The sequence below is a fragment of the Thiothrix lacustris DSM 21227 genome (assembly GCF_000621325.1).
Classification (GTDB): Bacteria; Pseudomonadota; Gammaproteobacteria; order Thiotrichales; family Thiotrichaceae; genus Thiothrix; species Thiothrix lacustris.
Genome location: NZ_JHYQ01000013.1, coordinates 1 through 16,086 on the forward strand (window position 1 = coordinate 1; position 16,086 = coordinate 16,086).

Here is a 16,086-nt window from a genome sequence, read left to right on the forward strand (position 1 = left end):
CCACCGTCGAACCCGTGTTTGGGAACTTGCGCGGCAACAAACGCCTGCACCGCTTCACCTTGCGCAGCAAAGCCAAAGTGGACGGGCAATGGAAACTGTTTTGCCTGATGCACAACCTCGAAAAGCTGGCACATTACGGGTATGTCGCATGAAGGGGGAAATGATGCTGCCAAACACGCAAAAATGCACCGTATTGAGCGTATCAGGTGGCATTCAGGGCGTTATGGGGAAGCAGGAAGTCGGCAACGCTGAAAAAAACGCCCGGTCGTTTGGGATGTTCAAAAAAATGACTGCCCGATCTGGATGGGATGATCAGATTCGGGTTTTTCTACACCCTCGTTATTTGAGCTGGCTGGCGAGGAATTGCTGGCAGCGTTCGGATATCGGGTTGCCGAATACTTGTTCGGGGCTGCCTTGCTCCTCGATTTGCCCTTGGTGCAAAAAGATGACTTGTGAGGAGACTTCCCGCGCAAAGCCCATTTCGTGGGTGACGACCAACATGGTCATGCCTTCGTCGGCCAGTTGGCGCATCACGCGCAGCACTTCGCCCACCAATTCCGGGTCGAGGGCGGAAGTGGGTTCGTCAAACAGCATCACGGCGGGTTTCATCGCCAGAGCGCGGGCAATGGCAACGCGCTGTTGCTGCCCACCGGAAAGGTGATCGGGGTAACTGTCGGCTTTGCTGGCAATACCGACCTTATGCAGCAATTCCAGTGCGTATTCCTTGGCTTCGGCTTTGGGGATGCCGAGAACATGCACCGGCGCTTCGATAATATTGTCCAGAATGGTGCGGTGGCTCCACAAGTTGAAGCCTTGGAACACCATGCCCAAACGGGTGCGGATGTGGTCAACCTGCTTCTGGCTTTTAGGAATGGTTTTGCCGTGGCGGTCATGGGTCATTTCAATGCGTTCGCCCGTGACGTAAACCTCGCCTTCATCCGGGGTTTCCAGCAAGTTGATGCAACGGAGTAGGGTGCTCTTGCCAGAACCGCTAGAACCCAGCAGGGAGATGACATCGCCCTTGTGTGCGGTCAGCGAGATACCATTGAGGACAGCTAAATCACCGAAGCGTTTTTTGATGTTGTTGACGACGAGGGCATGTTCCGGGGGCATTCAGGCGTTTTCTCGCTAACAGAAGGAATGAATAGATCAAGCAATAAAACAATCAGGGCAAGAAAGCAAGCAATAGCTTGATCCCCATCATGAAATCACTTGAATTCACTGCTGGAAAACAGGCATAAAGGTATGCTGCCTTTTAATAGTGCAGTGCTGGTGAGTGGTGCACATTGATAGCGCTTAATTGTGTTTGTTGCGAATGTGGCACACATTTTGCTTTTATGCTTACCATTATGATAATTTTTTTCTTACTCATTGAATTGTTGAGGTGTCGTATGCGAAATACCCAAAAGATGTTAGCCACTGGTCTGGTTGCCCTGCTCTCCACGACTGTGTTAGTGCCTGCGGCTAGTGCTGGTGGTGGAGTGGATGTGTCGGCTTCCGCTGGTGTTGCCAATATGTATCTGTGGCGCGGTATGGATTTGGGTGATGGTGATGCAGCCATTTCAGGTGATTTGAAAGCAACCCATAATTCCGGTGCATACGCGGGCATTTGGGGATCTTCCGGTGATGCAAGCTGGGGTACTGAGTATGATCTGTATGCCGGTTGGGGTGGTAAGCTCGGCAATTTGGACGTGGATGCCAGCCTCTGGACTTATGCCTACCCGGATAAAGATGATACTGTCGGTGGGAATATTGCACCCGGTGAACTCATGGATGGCGTGGTTTCTGTAGGTTCTGGCCCTGTCAATGTCACCTTGTACGAAGCGCTGAAGGGTGATGATGACAACGCATACCGCTATGTTTCAGCCAAGTACACCAAAGACAAATATTCCGCGATGTATGGTCAGCATATGTATGAGGAAGGTGCTAGCCCCGGTCATATCCAACTTGGCTACCAATACAACGATAACCTGAGTTTTGCGGTTAGTCAGTTCGTGGTGGATAAAGAAGAGATGGATGATAATCCGAAGTTCTTGGTTAGCTATAGCTTGCCATTGACTAAATAACGCGGTTTACCCGTGTTTGAAAAAGGGATGCTACGGCATCCCTTTTTGTTTGCCCGCTGTTTGGCTTTCTGGTGATGCTTATCACGGTTATGGTTCATTTATACAGAAAACGTTGTTTTTTTGCATCAGATTGGTGCGCAATCGCAACAGATACTAATGCTGGCACGTTTTGTGCTTTGTCCTGAATAGGTTGACACGTTTTATCCATTATTCAGGAGTGACCCATGTTGTTTAAAGACGTTTTCAAACAAACCCTGCTAGTTGTAAGTATGGCGACGGCACTTGGTCTGTCTGGCCTTGCATCCGCTGCTGATGACACGATCAAGGTTGGCGTACTGCATTCCCTGTCCGGCACGATGGCCATCAGTGAAACCACCTTGAAAGACACCATGCTGATGCTGATCGACGAACAAAATAAAAAGGGTGGTGTACTGGGCAAAAAGCTCGAAGCCGTGGTGGTGGACCCCGCTTCCAACTGGCCATTGTTTGCCGAGAAAGCGCGTGACCTGATCGAAAAAGATAAAGTGGCGGCAACGTTCGGTTGCTGGACATCGGTTTCCCGCAAATCCGTCCTGCCGGTGTTTGAAGAGAAAAACAGCCTGTTGTTTTACCCCGTGCAATACGAGGGTGAAGAATCTTCCAAAAACGTGTTCTACACCGGTGCTGCACCTAACCAGCAGGCTATCCCCGCTGTTGATTACTTGATGAAAGAAGGTGAAGTGAAACGTTGGGTATTGGCCGGTACCGACTATGTTTACCCGCGTACCACTAACAAGATTTTGGAAGCCTACCTCAAATCCAAGGGTGTTGATGAAAAAGACATCATGATCAACTACACCCCGTTTGGTCATTCTGACTGGCAGTCCATTGTTGCCGACATCAAGAAGTTTGGTGGCGAAGGCAAGAAAACAGCGGTAGTTTCCACGATCAACGGTGATGCCAACGTACCGTTTTACAAGGAACTGGGCAATCAGGGCATTTCAGCGGAAGACATCCCGGTTGTTGCCTTCTCCGTTGGTGAAGAAGAACTTTCTGGTATCGACACCAAGCCACTGGTCGGTCACTTGGCAGCATGGAATTATTTCATGAGCGTCGACAACGATGCGAATAAAGACTTCATCAAGCAATGGAAGGCGTACACCAAGAACGACAAGCGTGTGACCAATGACCCGATGGAGGCACACGTTATCGGTTTCAATATGTGGGTAAAAGCAGTTGAGCAAGCCAAATCCACCGATACCGATAAAGTGGCTGAAGCCATGATTGGTCAGGAAGTGCCTAACCTCACGGGCGGTACTGCCAAAATGTTACCAAACCATCACCTCACCAAGCCCGTGCTGATTGGCGAAATTCAGGAAGATGGTCAGTTTGAAGTCGTCTCCAAAACGCCTGAAGTCGCGGGTGATGCATGGTCTGACTTCCTGCCGGACTCCAAAAATATCGTGGCTGACTGGACAGGTAAGGAAACAGACGGCAAGCCGTGCGGTAACTACAACACTGAAACCAAAAAGTGCTCCGGCCAAAAATATGAATAAGCGCGTTTAGAACAACACGTTTCCCCTAGAGGTATCTGCCATCACATCCTCTACCTCCATCCTCTCGGCAGATACCTCTCCCTTTCACGGTGTTCAGGTATATGTATGCTGAAAACTCATGATTTACCCCGTATTTTCCTGTTGAGCTTGTTGTTGTGGTTCAGTCCGCTGCTACAGGCTGAGCAGGAAAGTGCCGCCTTTACCCAAGCTGCCGCTTTGTTTGCGGAGGCTTCTTTCGATAAAACGGGTGAAGCCATTGACTTGCTTGCTGCCAGCGGCGACCCCGAAGTCGTGCCGTACTTGCAGGCATTGCTGGATGGCAAGCTGTACCAGCACGAGGAGCAAGGCACGCTGGTGATTGTTGCGGATGGCGCATCCACCGATGGGCTACGCAAGATTCCCACCAAGAACAGTTTGCGCCGCTCTTTGCGGGCTGCGATTGGGCAATTGAGCCTGAGCAGCCCGGATGCGTCGGTACGGCTGACGTCCGCCAATGGCTTGCTGGAAACCATTACGCCGGACATGGCTCCGCAATTGCGCGGCTTGCTGGACAAGGAAACCGACCCGGCAGTGCAGGAAGCTTTGTCGCTGGGCTTGGCCATGGCTGATTTGAATGCAGCCGAACAGCCAGTACGCTTGGCGGCGATTGCTTCACTGGCAGGCAATTTGAACCCCGGTGTGCGTAACCGCTTAACGACCATGACCACGGATAGCGATGCCGCTGTTGCTAAAGCCGCGCAAGCATCCCTGAAAGCGATTGAAGACCGGGCGGAATTATACGGTTATGCCGAAACCCTGTTTTTCGGCCTGAGTCTCGGCTCGGTGCTGGTGCTGGCGGCGATTGGGCTGGCGATTACCTTTGGGGTGATGGGCGTGATCAATATGGCGCACGGCGAGCTGATTATGCTGGGCGCTTACACCACTTACATTGTGCAGCAACTGATGCCCCAGGCTATTGATTACTCCCTGTTTGTGGCAGTGCCTGCGGCGTTTATTGTGTCGGGGTTGATGGGGATTCTGATCGAACGTACCGTGATTCGCCATTTGTACGGGCGTCCGCTGGAAACCTTGCTGGCAACCTTTGGGATCAGCCTGATCCTGCAACAACTGGTGCGCACGGTGATTTCGCCGCAAAACGTGCCGGTTTCCAACCCGTCGTGGATGTCGGGTTCGCTGGAAATCAACAGCGTGCTTTCCCTGACTTACAACCGTTTGTACATCGTGCTGTTCTGCCTGATGGTGTTTGCCTTGCTGTATTTCGTGCTGCGTAAAACCAATTTGGGTTTGCAAGTACGGGCAGTCTCGCAAAACCGGGCGATGGCACGGGCAATGGGCGTGCGTTCGGCGCGGGTGGATGCGCTGACCTTTGGTTTGGGCTCGGGCATTGCCGGTGTCGCGGGTGTTGCGCTCAGTCAGTTAACCAACGTCGGGCCAAATCTGGGGCAGAGTTACATTATCGACTCGTTCATGGTGGTGGTGTTCGGCGGGGTCGGCAATTTGTGGGGAACGCTGGTGGCAGGTTTGTCGCTGGGCGTGGTCAACAAGGTGCTGGAGCCGTGGGCAGGCGCGGTGCTGGCGAAGATTCTGGTGCTGGTGTTCATTATTTTGTTCATCCAGAAACGTCCACGCGGGTTGTTCCCGCAGAAAGGCCGGGCGGCGGGGGATTAAGCGATGTTCATCACACGTATTCTGCACAATGACCGGGGCGGACAAATCATGCTGGCGGTGCTGGCTGTGGTGCTGGTACTCGTTCCGGTACTGAATTTGCTGGTGCCGGAAGGCAATTTCCTGCACATGCCGACGTATCTCGTGACCTTGCTCGGCAAGTATTTGACCTATGCACTGCTGGCGATAGCCGTGGATCTGGTGTGGGGTTACTTGGGCATTTTAAGCCTTGGACACGGCGCATTCTTCGCCCTCGGCGGCTATGCAATGGGCATGTATTTGATGCGTCAGATTGGCGACCGGGGGGTGTATGGCAACCCGAACTTGCCGGACTTTATGGTGTTCCTCAACTGGAAGGAAATGCCGTGGTTCTGGCAGGGCTTTGACATGTTCTGGTTTGCAATGCTGATGGTATTGCTGGTGCCGGGCGTGCTGGCATTTGTGTTTGGTTGGCTGGCATTCCGTTCGCGGGTCACAGGCGTTTATCTGTCGATCATTACCCAAGCGCTGACGTATGCGCTGTTGCTGGCGTTTTTCCGCAATGAAATGGGTTTTGGTGGCAACAATGGCTTGACCGATTTCAAGGATATTCTTGGTTTCAGCCTGCAATCGGACAATACGCGCATGACGTTGTTCGTGCTGTCGGGGCTGGCCTTGGCGGGCGGGTATTTGCTGTGCCGTTTCATTATTAACTCCAAGTTGGGACGGATTGTGGTGGCGATTCGCGATGCTGAAAGCCGTACCCGTTTTGTTGGCTACCGGGTCGAGCATTACAAAGTGTGGGTGTTTATGGTGTCGGCGATGTTGGCGGGTGTGGCGGGGGCGTTGTATGTGCCGCAGGTGGGCATTATTAACCCCGGTGAATTTTCCCCGCTGAATTCGATTGAAATTGTTATCTGGGTGGCGATTGGCGGGCGTGCCACGCTGTACGGCGCGGTGATCGGCGCGATTCTGGTCAATTACGCCAAGACGGTGTTTACCGGGCTGATGCCGGAATCGTGGATATTCATGCTGGGGGCGTTGTTTGTGCTGGTGACGCTGTATTTGCCGCAAGGCTTGGCCGGGCTGGTACAAAACCTGAAGGACAGCCGCTGGTTTCATAAGAGGGTGCAAGCATGAGTGAAGGCGCACATTTACGTCACACCGAGGCCGGGCAACCGGATGCCAGTCACACAGCCATCCTGTATCTGGAGGATTTGAACGTCAGTTTCGACGGTTTCAAAGCGATCAATAACTTGACGCTGTACATCGACAAGGGCGAATTGCGCTGCATTATTGGCCCCAACGGTGCAGGCAAAACCACCATGATGGACATTATCACCGGCAAAACTCGCCCCGACAGCGGGCAGGCATGGTTCGGGCAAACGGTGGATTTGCTGAAACTGTCTGAACCTGAAATCGCCAATGCAGGCATCGGGCGCAAATTCCAGAAACCTACCGTATTCGAGTCGCACAGCGTCGCCGAAAATCTGGAACTCGCCATGCACGGCAACAAAAGCGTGTGGTACAGCCTTCGCGCCCGTTTGAGCGGCGAACAACAAGCCCTGATCGACGAAACCTTGCAGACCATCGGCCTGACTGACCATTACCACCAAGCCGCAGGAGCGTTGTCCCACGGGCAAAAGCAATGGCTGGAAATCGGCATGTTGTTGGTGCAAAAGCCCTATCTGCTGCTGGTCGATGAACCCGTTGCCGGGATGACCCATCAGGAAATGGAGCGCACCGCCGAATTGCTCACCTCGCTGGCAGGCAAGCATTCGGTGGTGGTGGTGGAACATGACATGGATTTCGTGCGTTCCATCGCCCATCAGGTCACGGTGCTGCACCAAGGCAGCGTGCTGGCAGAAGGTACAATGGACGAAGTACAAAACGATCAGCGCGTGATCGAAGTGTATCTGGGGGAATAAATGCTCAAAGTCGAACAACTCAACCAGTATTACGGCGAAAGCCATACGCTGTGGAATCTGGACATGCAGGTGCCGGAAGGCGAATGCACCGTGCTGATGGGGCGCAATGGCGTGGGCAAAACCACCTTGCTCCAGTGCATCATGGGCTTGATCAAAGCACGTGATGGCGTGATTCAGTATCAGGGGCAAAACCTGCTGGAGGTGGATGCGGAAAAGCGTGCCAACCTTGGCATTGGTTACGTACCACAGGGGCGGCAGATTTTTCCGCTGCTGACGGTGGAAGAGAATTTGCTGATTGGTTTACCAGCGCGGCGTGACAAAGTGCGCAGCATTCCGCCGTTTATTTTCGAGCTGTTTCCGGTATTGAAAGAAATGCTGGGGCGGCGTGGCGGCGATTTGTCCGGCGGGCAGCAACAGCAGTTGGCAATTGGGCGGGCATTAGTGCTCGACCCGAAATTACTGATTCTCGACGAACCCACCGAAGGCATTCAGCCGAATATCGTCGCGGAAATCGGCGACATCATCCGCAAGCTCAATAAGGACATCGGTCTGACGGTATTGCTGGTGGAACAGAAACTGCCGTTTGCGCGGAAAGTGGGGGATCGGTTCTGCATTCTGGATCGCGGGCAGCAAGTCGCACAGGGTGCGATGGCGGAACTGAATGAGGGGCTGATTCAGCGCTATTTAACGGTGTAATATGACAAAACCAACCTACAAGGAGAAAAGCGTGAAGTTTTTACCTATCCTGATCCCGCTCAGTTACTTGCTGCTGACAAATGTTTCTGCCCACTCCGGCATTCTGCCCCACCCGGAAACGGCTTCAGAGCCTAGCCATTTTATTGTGCATACCCTGATGCTGTTGCCGGTTGTGCTTGGCGCATGGTTGCTGTTTGCGGGTGTGAAACGTCTGCTTACTCAACGTATCCGTTCCCGCCAGCGTGATTGAAGCTGCCGCCATCACTCAAGGCGAGGGCTGGCAGGCTGAATTAACACTAGGCTTTAGTCGGCGTGGTGACAAAACCGTGTTGTCTTCACGCCGTCAGCGCGGCCCACTGGCGGTGCAACGCCCGTTTTACCCCGAAGGCGAAGTCTGCCACGCCTACGTGTTGCACCCGCCCGGTGGAGTAGTAGGCGGTGATGCATTGCACCTGCATTTCACGGTTGAGCCTGCGGCACATGCTTTGCTGACCACGCCGGGGGCGACCAAGTTCTACCGCAGTGCCGGATTGCAGGCGCAGCAACACCAGCATTTCCACGTTACGGATGGCTGTCTGGAATGGTTGCCGCAGGAAAACATTTTCTTCCCCGGCGCGAAGATTGCGTTGCGCAGCACCATCCATCTGGATACGGCAGCGCAATTCATCGGCTGGGAAATCCACAGCCTGGGGCGTCCGGTGATTGCTGAGCTATTCACGCAGGGCAGTGCCTTATTCAAAACAGCCCTGTACCGCGACGGCAAACCTTTGTTGCTGGATCGGCTGCTGATTGACCATGCACAGGCGTTGCATACCGCAGCAGGATTGCGCGGTCAGCCAGTGATGGCAACGCTGTTGGCTACCCCGGCCAGTGTTGCAACGCTGGAAGCAGTACGCCCGTACTGTCAGGGCATTACCGATGGCAGCGCAGGCGTGACCCTGCTCAATGGCGTGCTGGTGGTGCGTTATTTGGGTAACAGCACCGCACAGGCACAGCGCCTGTTTCGCCACATCTGGCAACATATTCGCCCGCTGGTCACGGGACGCCCCGCCGTACCGCCGCGCATCTGGAATACTTAGGAGGAGCACACGACATGGAACTCACCCCCCGCGAAAAAGACAAGCTGCTGCTGTTCACCGCCGGATTACTGGCCGAACGCCGCAAAGCCCGTGGCCTAAAACTCAACTACCCCGAAGCGATTGCCTACATCAGTTGCGCGATCATGGAAGGTGCACGCGACGGCAAATCCGTCGCCGAAATGATGGATTACGGGCGCACCTTGCTGAGCCGTGACGACGTGATGGATGGCATCGCCGAGATGATCCACGACGTGCAAGTCGAGGCCACTTTCCCCGATGGCACTAAACTCGTCACCGTTCACGACCCGATTGTGTAAGGAGCAAGCCATGATCCCCGGACAACTTTTTCCCGCTGATGGCGACATCGAACTCAATGCAGGGCGCGAAACCGTCACCCTCACCGTTGCCAACACTGGCGACCGCCCGATTCAGGTCGGTTCGCATTACCATTTCTTTGAAACCAACGATGCGCTGGCGTTTGAACGCGCCAAAACACGCGGTTTCCGCCTCAATATTCCAGCGGGAACAGCCGTGCGTTTCGAGCCGGGGCAAACCCGCGACGTTGAACTGGTCGCCCTTGCCGGAACTCGCGAAGTCTACGGTTTCCAAGGCAAAATCATGGGGAAACTGGCATGAAAATCAGCAGACAAGCCTACGCCGAAATGTACGGCCCTACCACCGGCGACCGGGTACGGCTGGGCGATACCGCCCTCATTATTGAGGTCGAACACGACCACACCGTGTACGGCGATGAAGTCAAATTCGGCGGCGGCAAAGTCATCCGCGACGGCATGGGGCAATGCCAGCGCAATGACGCCGAAGTCGTCGATGTAGTCATTACCAACGCCCTGATCCTCGATCACTGGGGCATTGTCAAAGCCGACATCGGTATCAAACACGGGCGCATTGTCGGCATCGGCAAAGCGGGCAACCCCGACACCCAGGCCGGGGTGAATATTCTGGTTGGCGCTGGCACGGAAGCGATTGCGGGCGAAGGCCACATCCTCACCGCTGGCGGGATTGATTCGCACATTCACTTCATTTGCCCGCAACAAATCGACGAAGCACTAATGTCCGGTGTGACCACCATGCTCGGCGGCGGCACGGGGCCTGCAACCGGCACGAATGCCACCACTTGCACCCCCGGCATCTGGAATTTGCACCGCATGTTGGAAGCCGCCGACAGCTTTCCCATGAACCTCGGTTTTCTCGGCAAAGGCAATGTCAGCCTACCCGACCCTTTGCGCGAACAGGTGGCTGCCGGCGCCATCGGCCTGAAACTCCACGAAGACTGGGGAACCACCCCCGCCGCGATCGACAATTGCCTGACGGTGGCGGATGAAATGGATGTGCAAGTCGCCATCCACACCGACACGCTCAACGAATCGGGTTTTCTCGAAGACACGCTGGCGGCGATGAAAGGCCGGGTGATCCACACCTACCACACCGAAGGCGCGGGCGGTGGGCACGCACCCGACATTATCAAAGCGTGTGGGCAAGCCAATATTCTGCCGTCGTCCACCAACCCGACGCGGCCTTACACCATTAATACGGTTGACGAACACCTCGATATGCTGATGGTTTGCCACCACCTTTCCCCCGCGATTGCCGAAGACGTGGCGTTTGCCGAAAGCCGTATTCGTCGCGAAACCATTGCGGCCGAAGACATCCTGCACGACCTCGGGGCATTTTCGATGATTTCCTCGGACTCGCAAGCGATGGGGCGGGTGGGCGAAGTGATTATCCGCACTTGGCAAACCGCGCACAAAATGAAAGTGCAACGTGGACATCTGGATGTTCCCTTCGGCTTCGCTCAGGGAACGGGTTCGGGTTCGTTGGCTGAGCGAAGCCGAAGCCAAGACCACGATAATTTCCGCGCTAAACGCTACGTGGCGAAATACACCATCAACCCGGCGATTACGCACGGTATTTCCCACGAAGTCGGTTCGGTGGAAGTCGGCAAACTCGCCGATCTGGTGCTGTGGAAACCGGCGTTTTTCGGCGCGAAACCCAGCCTGATCATCAAGGGCGGTATGATTATCGCCGCACCGATGGGCGACCCGAATGCCTCGATCCCAACACCGCAGCCGGTGCATTACCGCCCGATGTTCGGTGCATTTGGCAAGGCCAAACATGCCACGACCATGACTTTCCTCTCGCAAGCGGGCTACAACGCAGGTGTGCATCAGCAATTGGGGCTACAAAGCCTGATTGGGGTAGTGAAAAACTGCCGTAGCATCAGCAAAGCCAGCATGATTCACAACGATTACCAGCCGGTGATCGAAGTGGATTCGCAGACTTATCAGGTGCGTGCCGATGGCGAGTTGCTGATTTGCGAACCTGCGAGTGAATTGCCGTTGGCACAACGCTATTTCCTGTTTTAGGGGACATTATGCTGAAGATCGAACGTATTCTAGATAAAAACAACGTGCCACAGCGCCAGCCTTACCTGTCGTTAACCTTGCCGCACGAACGCCGCATTATCAGCCGCCAGCGCGTGACGCTGGACGATGGCAGCGATGCAGGCTTGTTCCTGCCGCGTGGTTCCAGCCTGCAACACGGCGATTACCTGCAAGGCGAAAGTGGCGAGCTGATCCGCATTCAAGCCGCGCCTGAAACGGTTTCCACCCTGTATTGCGATGACCCGTGGCTATTGGCACGCGCTTGCTACCATCTCGGCAATCGCCATGTGCCGGTGCAAATCATGCAGGGCATGATCCGCTACCAGCACGATCATGTACTGGATGATATGTTGCACGGTTTGGGCTTGCATGTAGTGGTGGAACAAGCGCCATTCGAGCCGGAAGCCGGTGCATATGGCGGTGGGCATGAGCACTGATCTGGCGCTGCTGCGGCTGCTGCATCTGGTTAGCCCGACTTTGCCGATAGGTTCGTTTACCTATTCGCAGGGGATTGAATGGGCGGTGGAATGTGGCTGGGTGACATGCCCCGCTGATTTGCGCGGATGGCTGGAAAGCCAGTTGCACGGCAGTATCACTCAACTCGATATACCCGTATTGCAACGGCTGTATCAGGCGGTGGAACAGCGTGATACCGCACGGCTGGCGCACTGGATCGACATCCTCAACGCCAGCCGTGAAACCAGCGAATTATTGCTGGAAGAAAAAAACCGGGGACGCGCCCTCACCGATTTGCTGATTGCGCTGGAGATACCGCACGCTGCCGCATGGAAACCCTTGTTGGCACAAAGCCAGTCCGCCGCTTTTGCCCTCGCGGCGGTGCATTGGCATATTCCCTTGCAGGATGCGGCAGGCGGCTACGTGTGGAGCTGGCTGGAAAATCTAGTGTTGTCAGCGGTGAAAATCATTCCGTTGGGGCAAACGCAGGGGCAGAAAATCCTGCACCAGATGACACCACTGATTCCCGCTGCCGTGGTGCAAGGCTTGCAAGTGGCGGATGACGACATTGGCGCGGCCTCGCCTGCCTTGGCGATTGCCAGTAGCCGCCACGAAACCCAATACACCCGTTTGTTTAGATCGTGAAAAAAGGAAACACCATGTCCAACCCCTTACGTGTCGGTGTCGGCGGCCCGGTCGGTTCTGGCAAGACCGCGCTGCTGGATGCCTTGTGCAAAGCCATGCGCGACACTTACGACATCGCTGTCGTCACCAACGATATTTACACGCAGGAAGATGCGCAATTTCTGATGCGTAGCGAAGCCTTGCCGGTCGAGCGCATTGTCGGCGTGGAAACCGGTGGTTGTCCGCATACCGCGATTCGCGAAGATGCTTCGATGAATCTGGCGGCGGTGGAGGATTTGCAAATCCGCTTCCCGAAGCTTGACCTGATTTTCATCGAAAGCGGTGGCGATAACCTGTCAGCCACCTTCAGCCCAGAACTCGCTGACTTGACGATTTACGTGATTGACGTGGCGGAAGGCGAGAAGATTCCCCGCAAAGGCGGCCCCGGCATTACCCGTTCTGACTTGTTGGTGATCAACAAGATCGACCTTGCACCTTATGTGGGCGCGTCACTGGAGGTGATGGAAAGCGATAGCAAGCGGATGCGTGGCGAACGCCCGTTTGTGTTTACCAACCTGCGCGAAAAGCTGGGCTTGCAGACGATTATCGACTTTATCGTCCACAAGGGTATGTTGCGAGCGTAAGCCTTACGCGCCAGCTTGCATCTGGGTTTGCTGGGCTTCGAGTTCAGCAAGCCGCTTTTCCAATGCCTCCAGTTTTTCACGGGTACGCAACAGTACCGCCGATTGAATATCGAATTCTTCCCGCGTGACCAGATTCATCTTTTGCAGGCCGCCTTCGAGCAGGCCGCGCATGTTCTTTTCCACATCTTCCTGCATGTGCCGTACCGGTTCGGGCAGCAGGGCTGATAGTTTCTTTGCCAGATCGTCAAGGTTGCCAAAACTTTGCATGGGGAATTCCTTAAAGTGAGTGAATGCCCCGGATTGTAGCAAATTCTGTAAAGGCAGGGTGTTTGTCGTGGCTATAGTGCATCAGGGTTGGCTAATGCACTTTTATGGTGCTTTTGTGCGGGAATGACCTAGGGTAAACGGTATGAATTGCTGCTTTTTTACAACAATGTATGTATTTACTTGTCTGTTTCAGTGATTTTTTAGGTTGGCACGTCGCTTGCAACTGTGTTCTACAAGACATTCAGACATTAAACGAGAAATTTATTTTCGAGGAGATTATGTGATGAAGAAGACGTTGTTAACCATGGCCGTGATGGGTTCACTGTTGGTTGTTTCCCAAGCTCAGGCGGGTGCTAGCGCAAACATCGGTGTAACCAGTGATTATATCTGGCGCGGTGTAACACAGACAGATGAAGGTGCGGCAGTACAGGCTGGTCTGGATTATGAGGCTGATAATGGCTTGTATGTGGGGACTTGGGCATCCAATGTGGATTTCCCAGATGTTTATAATGGTGCGGAAGTAGATGTGTATGCCGGTTACAAAAAAGACCTAAAAGGCGAGCTGAACTTTGACGTTGGCGCTATCCGTTATATGTACCCCAGTGAAGACATGGCGTTGGATGCGACTGAAGTGTACGCAAAAGCTGGCTTGAAAGGGCTGGAAGCTGAAGTGTCTTATGGTGTCGATACCGAGGGTACTGATACTGACGAGGGTAACTTGTATTACGGCCTCGGTTACAGCGGTGAATTCAGTAATGGCATTGGTTATGGCGCGAAAATTGGTCGTGTCGATTACGAGGCTGACGGTGCTAGCGATTACAGCCATACACAGCTTTCCCTGAGCAAAGGCTTTGATAAAGCCGGTGATGTGACGTTGGCCGTTGATGATTCTACGTTGCCTGATACGGATCCTTTGGTATCTGTTTCTTGGGCAAAATCATTCGATTTTTAAGTTTTTTCTGTGAGTCTTCGCTGTCAGAGCGGAGGCATCATTTATGAGCAAGGAGTTTGTTTTATGAAAATAGTGACAGCAATTATCAAGCCATTCAAGTTGGATGATGTACGCGATGCCCTCGGTGAAATTGGCATTAAGGGCATTACAGTCACAGAAGTTAAAGGTTTTGGACGTCAGAAAGGCCATACCGAATTGTACCGTGGTGCAGAATACGTGGTGGATTTCCTGCCAAAAATTAAGCTCGAAGCAGCGGTCGCAGAGTCGCAGGTGGATCAGGTGATTGAGGCCATCAGCAAATCCGCCAATACTGGCAAAATTGGTGATGGCAAAATTTTTGTGACCACAGTTGAACAAGTCATTCGTATTCGCACAGGCGAAAACGGCGTAGATGCACTGTAAGCGAGGGGGTTTTTACATGAATATTCGTTTAGGTTTATTGATGCTGGTGGCCTTGTTGGGCTTTTCCGGTATGGCGGGTGCGGATGAAGTGGCTGCGGCTGTTCCAGTACCTGATAAGGGTGATACAGCATGGATGATGCTGTCTACTTTGCTGGTTATCCTGATGATTGTGCCGGGCGTGGCACTGTTTTACGGCGGTTTGGTTCGTGCCAAAAACATGTTGTCAGTGCTGACACAGGTTATGGCGATTTTCTGCATGATTTCCTTGTTGTGGGCGATTTATGGTTACTCCTTGGCATTTGGGGATGGCGGTAGCTTGAACTGGATGATCGGTGATTTTTCCAAGCTGTTCCTCGCGGGGATTACGGCGGATAGCACTGCTGCAACTTTTACTGATGGTGTGGTTATCCCTGAACTGGTGTTTGTATCGTTCCAGTTGACCTTCGCGGCCATTACGGTTGCGTTGATTGTGGGTGGTCTGGCAGAACGGGTAAAGTTCTCGGCACTGATGGTGTTTGGCGCACTGTGGTTCACGCTTTCTTACCTGCCTATTACGCACATGGTGTGGGCAACGGGCGGTTATTTGTTTGAATCAGGCGATCTGGATTTTGCGGGTGGTACGGTTGTACACATCAACGCGGGTATTGCGGCACTGGTTGGTGCGATTGTATTAGGTAAGCGGGTTGGTTATGGTCGTGACCCAATGACACCACACAACTTGCCGATGACGATGATTGGTGCTTCTTTGTTGTGGGTAGGCTGGTTCGGTTTCAACGCTGGTTCTAACCTAGAAGCCAACGGTGGTGCTGGTCTGGCTTTCATTAACACGATTCTGGCGACTGCGGCTGGTGGTATGGCGTGGATGTTGACTGAGTCACTGTTGCGCGGTAAGCCTTCTATGTTGGGTGTGGCGTCTGGTGTGGTTGCTGGCTTGGTTGCCGTCACACCGGCGGCTGGTTTGGTAGGGCCAATGGGCGCTATCGTACTGGGAGCTATCGCAGGTGCAGCGTGCTTGTGGGGCGTGACTGGCCTGAAGAAGATGTTCGGTTATGACGATAGTTTGGATGTGTTCGGTATCCACGGTTTGGGCGGCATCATTGGTGCTATCGGTACGGGTATCTTTGTATCCCCTGCGTTGGGCGGTGTTGGTGTGGATGACTATGCGATGATGGGTCAGGTATTCACACAGGCTAAAGGTGTGCTCTTAACGGTTGTTTGGTCAGGTGTGGTCAGCTTTGTGTTGTTCAAACTGATTGATATGACAATGGGTTTGCGCGTATCGGAAGAAGACGAACGTCAAGGTTTGGATACAGCTTCTCACGGCGAGCGTGCTTATACCTTGTAAGCATGAGCTAGTCATTAACATTTTTGAGTCGATTGCTGGCGGGACT

The 16,086-nt window shown here is 53.7% G+C and carries 20 protein-coding genes; 18 read left to right on the forward strand and 2 right to left on the reverse strand.

The window, feature by feature from the left end:
- Window positions 1-14: 14 nt before the first annotated feature.
- The gene (locus Q394_RS23060; protein WP_084260302.1) at window positions 15-152 is read left to right on the forward strand and encodes a transposase; all 138 of its coding nucleotides are present in this window, start codon (window positions 15-17) and stop codon (window positions 150-152) included.
- A gap of 187 nt (window positions 153-339) precedes the next feature.
- On the opposite strand, the gene Q394_RS0106625 is transcribed toward Q394_RS23060, so the two are convergent.
- Entirely contained in the window at window positions 340-1,113 is a 774-nt protein-coding gene (locus Q394_RS0106625; protein WP_028488587.1) for an ABC transporter ATP-binding protein, read from the reverse strand.
- 278 nt (window positions 1,114-1,391) lie between these two features.
- On the opposite strand from Q394_RS0106625, the gene Q394_RS0106630 reads away from it, so the two are divergent.
- The 14 genes from Q394_RS0106630 to ureG all read left to right on the forward strand — a co-directional run bounded on the left by Q394_RS0106630 (window position 1,392) and on the right by ureG (window position 13,074).
- On the forward strand, window positions 1,392-2,066 hold the full coding sequence (locus Q394_RS0106630) for a TorF family putative porin (protein WP_028488588.1): 675 nt from the start codon (window positions 1,392-1,394) through the stop codon (window positions 2,064-2,066).
- 224 nt (window positions 2,067-2,290) lie between these two features.
- Window positions 2,291-3,601 carry an urea ABC transporter substrate-binding protein gene (gene urtA, locus Q394_RS0106640; protein WP_028488589.1) on the forward strand — a complete coding sequence of 437 codons (1,311 nt, stop codon included), beginning with the start codon at window positions 2,291-2,293 and terminating at the stop codon, window positions 3,599-3,601.
- Between the two features lie 105 nt (window positions 3,602-3,706).
- Complete coding sequence (gene urtB, locus Q394_RS0106645; RefSeq protein ID WP_028488590.1) at window positions 3,707-5,269, forward strand: urea ABC transporter permease subunit UrtB; 1,563 nt, start codon at window positions 3,707-3,709, stop codon at window positions 5,267-5,269.
- A 3-nt stretch (window positions 5,270-5,272) separates the two neighbouring features.
- Window positions 5,273-6,385, forward strand: coding sequence for an urea ABC transporter permease subunit UrtC (gene urtC, locus Q394_RS0106650; protein ID WP_028488591.1), 1,113 nt, complete (start codon window positions 5,273-5,275; stop codon window positions 6,383-6,385).
- The gene (gene urtD / locus Q394_RS0106655) at window positions 6,382-7,173 is read left to right on the forward strand and encodes an urea ABC transporter ATP-binding protein UrtD (RefSeq protein ID WP_028488592.1); all 792 of its coding nucleotides are present in this window, start codon (window positions 6,382-6,384) and stop codon (window positions 7,171-7,173) included. Before urtC ends, urtD begins: the two co-directional genes overlap by 4 nt.
- Window positions 7,174-7,869, forward strand: a complete 696-nt coding sequence (urtE, locus tag Q394_RS0106660) for an urea ABC transporter ATP-binding subunit UrtE (RefSeq protein ID WP_028488593.1) — start codon at window positions 7,174-7,176, stop codon at window positions 7,867-7,869.
- Window positions 7,870-7,900: 31 nt separating this feature from the next.
- Window positions 7,901-8,119 (forward strand): hypothetical protein, encoded by a 219-nt coding sequence (locus Q394_RS0106665; RefSeq protein ID WP_028488594.1) that lies wholly within the window; start codon window positions 7,901-7,903, stop codon window positions 8,117-8,119.
- Window positions 8,112-8,948: an urease accessory protein UreD gene (locus Q394_RS0106670; RefSeq protein ID WP_028488595.1), complete on the forward strand. Its 837-nt coding sequence runs from the start codon at window positions 8,112-8,114 to the stop codon at window positions 8,946-8,948. Before Q394_RS0106665 ends, Q394_RS0106670 begins: the two co-directional genes overlap by 8 nt.
- A gap of 14 nt (window positions 8,949-8,962) precedes the next feature.
- Window positions 8,963-9,265, forward strand: a complete 303-nt coding sequence (gene ureA / locus Q394_RS0106675; RefSeq protein ID WP_028488596.1) for an urease subunit gamma — start codon at window positions 8,963-8,965, stop codon at window positions 9,263-9,265.
- Between the two features lie 10 nt (window positions 9,266-9,275).
- Window positions 9,276-9,584 (forward strand): urease subunit beta, encoded by a 309-nt coding sequence (locus tag Q394_RS0106680; protein ID WP_028488597.1) that lies wholly within the window; start codon window positions 9,276-9,278, stop codon window positions 9,582-9,584.
- A complete protein-coding gene (gene ureC, locus Q394_RS0106685; protein WP_028488598.1) occupies window positions 9,581-11,332 on the forward strand; it encodes an urease subunit alpha in 1,752 nt (583 codons plus the stop codon). The genes Q394_RS0106680 and ureC overlap by 4 nt, the downstream gene beginning before the upstream one ends.
- An 8-nt stretch (window positions 11,333-11,340) precedes the next feature.
- On the forward strand, window positions 11,341-11,787 hold the full coding sequence (gene ureE, locus Q394_RS0106690) for an urease accessory protein UreE (RefSeq protein WP_028488599.1): 447 nt from the start codon (window positions 11,341-11,343) through the stop codon (window positions 11,785-11,787).
- Window positions 11,777-12,451 (forward strand): urease accessory protein UreF, encoded by a 675-nt coding sequence (locus Q394_RS0106695; RefSeq protein ID WP_084260383.1) that lies wholly within the window; start codon window positions 11,777-11,779, stop codon window positions 12,449-12,451. The genes ureE and Q394_RS0106695 overlap by 11 nt, the downstream gene beginning before the upstream one ends.
- A 14-nt stretch (window positions 12,452-12,465) precedes the next feature.
- Window positions 12,466-13,074 (forward strand): urease accessory protein UreG, encoded by a 609-nt coding sequence (gene ureG / locus Q394_RS0106700; protein ID WP_028488601.1) that lies wholly within the window; start codon window positions 12,466-12,468, stop codon window positions 13,072-13,074.
- 3 nt (window positions 13,075-13,077) lie between these two features.
- Here the strand turns inward: ureG and ubiK are convergent, their stop codons facing one another.
- Window positions 13,078-13,341 (reverse strand): ubiquinone biosynthesis accessory factor UbiK, encoded by a 264-nt coding sequence (ubiK, locus tag Q394_RS0106705; protein WP_028488602.1) that lies wholly within the window; start codon window positions 13,339-13,341, stop codon window positions 13,078-13,080.
- A gap of 283 nt (window positions 13,342-13,624) precedes the next feature.
- Here ubiK and Q394_RS0106710 point away from each other — a divergent pair, with 283 nt between their 5' ends.
- The 3 genes from Q394_RS0106710 (at window position 13,625) to Q394_RS0106720 (ending at window position 16,040) form a co-directional block, all read left to right on the forward strand.
- Window positions 13,625-14,293, forward strand: a complete 669-nt coding sequence (locus Q394_RS0106710) for a TorF family putative porin (RefSeq protein WP_028488603.1) — start codon at window positions 13,625-13,627, stop codon at window positions 14,291-14,293.
- A gap of 63 nt (window positions 14,294-14,356) precedes the next feature.
- Window positions 14,357-14,695 carry a P-II family nitrogen regulator gene (locus Q394_RS0106715; protein ID WP_028488604.1) on the forward strand — a complete coding sequence of 113 codons (339 nt, stop codon included), beginning with the start codon at window positions 14,357-14,359 and terminating at the stop codon, window positions 14,693-14,695.
- Between the two features lie 16 nt (window positions 14,696-14,711).
- Window positions 14,712-16,040, forward strand: coding sequence for an ammonium transporter (locus Q394_RS0106720; RefSeq protein ID WP_028488605.1), 1,329 nt, complete (start codon window positions 14,712-14,714; stop codon window positions 16,038-16,040).
- The last annotated feature ends 46 nt before the right edge of the window (window positions 16,041-16,086 follow it).

What these genes read in the sequence shown, in the direction of transcription:
- Q394_RS0106720 (WP_028488605.1), top strand. Translation starts at nt 14,712, where the DNA reads ATGAATATTCGTTTAGGTTTATTGATGCTGGTGGCCTTGTTGGGCTTT.
- urtC (WP_028488591.1), top strand. Translation starts at nt 5,273, where the DNA reads ATGTTCATCACACGTATTCTGCACAATGACCGGGGCGGACAAATCATG.
- ureG (WP_028488601.1), top strand. Translation starts at nt 12,466, where the DNA reads ATGTCCAACCCCTTACGTGTCGGTGTCGGCGGCCCGGTCGGTTCTGGC.
- ureE (WP_028488599.1), top strand. Translation starts at nt 11,341, where the DNA reads ATGCTGAAGATCGAACGTATTCTAGATAAAAACAACGTGCCACAGCGC.
- ureA (WP_028488596.1), top strand. Translation starts at nt 8,963, where the DNA reads ATGGAACTCACCCCCCGCGAAAAAGACAAGCTGCTGCTGTTCACCGCC.
- urtE (WP_028488593.1), top strand. Translation starts at nt 7,174, where the DNA reads ATGCTCAAAGTCGAACAACTCAACCAGTATTACGGCGAAAGCCATACG.
- Q394_RS0106715 (WP_028488604.1), top strand. Translation starts at nt 14,357, where the DNA reads ATGAAAATAGTGACAGCAATTATCAAGCCATTCAAGTTGGATGATGTA.
- urtB (WP_028488590.1), top strand. Translation starts at nt 3,707, where the DNA reads ATGCTGAAAACTCATGATTTACCCCGTATTTTCCTGTTGAGCTTGTTG.
- Q394_RS0106695 (WP_084260383.1), top strand. Translation starts at nt 11,777, where the DNA reads ATGAGCACTGATCTGGCGCTGCTGCGGCTGCTGCATCTGGTTAGCCCG.
- urtA (WP_028488589.1), top strand. Translation starts at nt 2,291, where the DNA reads ATGTTGTTTAAAGACGTTTTCAAACAAACCCTGCTAGTTGTAAGTATG.
- Q394_RS0106710 (WP_028488603.1), top strand. Translation starts at nt 13,625, where the DNA reads ATGAAGAAGACGTTGTTAACCATGGCCGTGATGGGTTCACTGTTGGTT.
- ureC (WP_028488598.1), top strand. Translation starts at nt 9,581, where the DNA reads ATGAAAATCAGCAGACAAGCCTACGCCGAAATGTACGGCCCTACCACC.
- urtD (WP_028488592.1), top strand. Translation starts at nt 6,382, where the DNA reads ATGAGTGAAGGCGCACATTTACGTCACACCGAGGCCGGGCAACCGGAT.
- Q394_RS0106625 (WP_028488587.1), bottom strand. Translation starts at nt 1,113, where the DNA reads ATGCCCCCGGAACATGCCCTCGTCGTCAACAACATCAAAAAACGCTTC.
- ubiK (WP_028488602.1), bottom strand. Translation starts at nt 13,341, where the DNA reads ATGCAAAGTTTTGGCAACCTTGACGATCTGGCAAAGAAACTATCAGCC.
- Q394_RS0106680 (WP_028488597.1), top strand. Translation starts at nt 9,276, where the DNA reads ATGATCCCCGGACAACTTTTTCCCGCTGATGGCGACATCGAACTCAAT.
- Q394_RS0106630 (WP_028488588.1), top strand. Translation starts at nt 1,392, where the DNA reads ATGCGAAATACCCAAAAGATGTTAGCCACTGGTCTGGTTGCCCTGCTC.